Origin of the sequence: Blautia sp. CAG:257 (genome assembly GCF_000433815.1) — a bacterium.
Lineage (GTDB): Bacteria > Bacillota > Clostridia > Lachnospirales > Lachnospiraceae > Blautia_A > Blautia_A caecimuris.
Genome location: NZ_HF999020.1, coordinates 1 through 1,926 on the forward strand (window position 1 = coordinate 1; position 1,926 = coordinate 1,926).

A 1,926-nucleotide genomic window follows, 5' to 3' on the forward strand; every position below is an offset into this window, starting at 1 on the left:
AGGAGCTTCTTGTATAATTCAAATATAAGGAATTCCCAGAAAGAAGGTTGATAAAAAAATACCTCAGAGTAAAATAAGATTACTGACTTTGCAGGGTTAGTAAAAATCTTATTAAACAGTGAGGTACTTGAAATGAATTATAACACACAAAACGCAAAAATTGCATCTATTACGGAAAAAACTTTGATCGTTGGTATTGATGTGGGAAGTGAAACCCATTATGCAAGGGCTTTTAGCTGGCGCAATTATGAGTACTCAAAAAAGCCGTTTGCTTTCAGTAACGATGAAGATGGATTTGCTTCATTCAAAGCATGGATGGATGATATAGCAGAGAAACACGAAATGGAAAAGGTGATTCCGGGAATGGAACCAACCGGCCACTACTGGCTAAACCTTGGAGCGTACCTGCAGGGACAGGGAATGAGGCCGGTACATGTAAATCCGCATCATGTCAAGAAATCCAAAGAACTGGATGACAATAATCCGAATAAGAATGACCGTAAAGATCCAAAAACAATTGCAGGTCTGGTAAATGAAGGAAGATTCTCTTATCCATATATTCCAACCGGGATCTATGCGGAGATCAGAAATCTGTCTAACCTCCGCATCCAGACACAGGAAGAGATCACAAGGATCAAAAACAGGATCGCCCGCTGGTTCAGCATCTATTTTCCAGAGATAAAAGACGTTTACAGGAATCCGGATGCGGTAAGCGGACTGATGGTGATAAAACAGGCACCCTTGCCTTGTGATATCAAAGGACTTGGAGTGGACGGTGTCAATAAGATATGGAGGGATGCAAGGCTGAAAGGCGCTGGGATAAAGAGGGCAAAGACCCTGGTAACAGCAGCGGAGCACAGCATCGGAAATACGGAAGCACCGAGAAGCGCAAGGAAAGAGATCCGAAACCTGTTAAATGACTATGAGATCTATAAGAGCCGTATGGATGAACTTATGGAAGAGATAGAGGAATTACTTTCTGAGATCCCATATATAGATAAATTGATGGGAATCTGTGGGATCGGAATAAAAACGGTAAGCTGTTTTATTGCCGAAGTTGGAGATATTGAACGTTTTGATAATCCGAAACAGGTGCAGAAGCTGGCGGGATATGCCATTGTTGCAGACAGCTCCGGAAAACATAACGGGGAAAGCAGGATCAGCCACAGGGGAAGAAAGCGATTGAGATATGCATTGTATGAAGCAGCGATATCTGTGATCGGGAAAAACAAAGAATTCAAAGAGATCCATCATTATTACAGGACGAGGGAGAAAAACCCACTAAAGAAGATGCAGTCGGTGATAGCGGTGTCATGTAAACTGATCCGGATATTTTATACGATACTGACAAAAGGCATAGATTATGACGGTCAGAAGATGTTAAGAGACATTGTAAGACCAGGAATGCAGTCAGCAGCATAAAAAGAAGTAAGACAGTGTATCATGGCCGGTCTGAGCCTTTGAGAGGAAGAGTTGGAAGGCTGGGACCAGCCATGATAGCTGGAAGTAACAAACAGAATGTAACAGGAAAACGTCCACTGAAAGGTGCTGTTACGGAAAAGAAGTCAGTAATACAAAAAACAAAGAATGAGCCAGTAGTCGGCAGGAATATTTTCCAGAGGGCATGACCCTGTAAAGGAGCTAAGCTGACACCCTGGTTATGGACAGGCGGGACGAGAGAAGTTAGGACTCAGCGATAGACTGATGATCCTGGTAGACATGGGAGGTTCGCTGCCGTAGATGGATGGGTATACACAAGGCCATGTAGAATGAAAAAAGAAGACGTTTTACTTCGTGTACCCAAAATCCACTACTTTCGTACCAGATACAGAGAAATGTCCATTCCTATGGCTCTTTCTTCTGAGATATTTATTGATGAAACATTAAAAAAACCTTGATTTTAAAGGAAAAAGACTTGACTATATA

General features: G+C 42.1%; 1 protein-coding gene. It reads left to right on the top strand.

What is annotated here, in order from left to right; all coding sequences use genetic code 11:
* Positions 1-132: 132 nt before the first annotated feature.
* Complete coding sequence (locus tag QVP40_RS04040) at positions 133-1,422, top strand: IS110 family transposase (RefSeq protein WP_022067212.1); 1,290 nt, start codon at positions 133-135, stop codon at positions 1,420-1,422.
* Positions 1,423-1,926 lie beyond the last annotated feature (504 nt).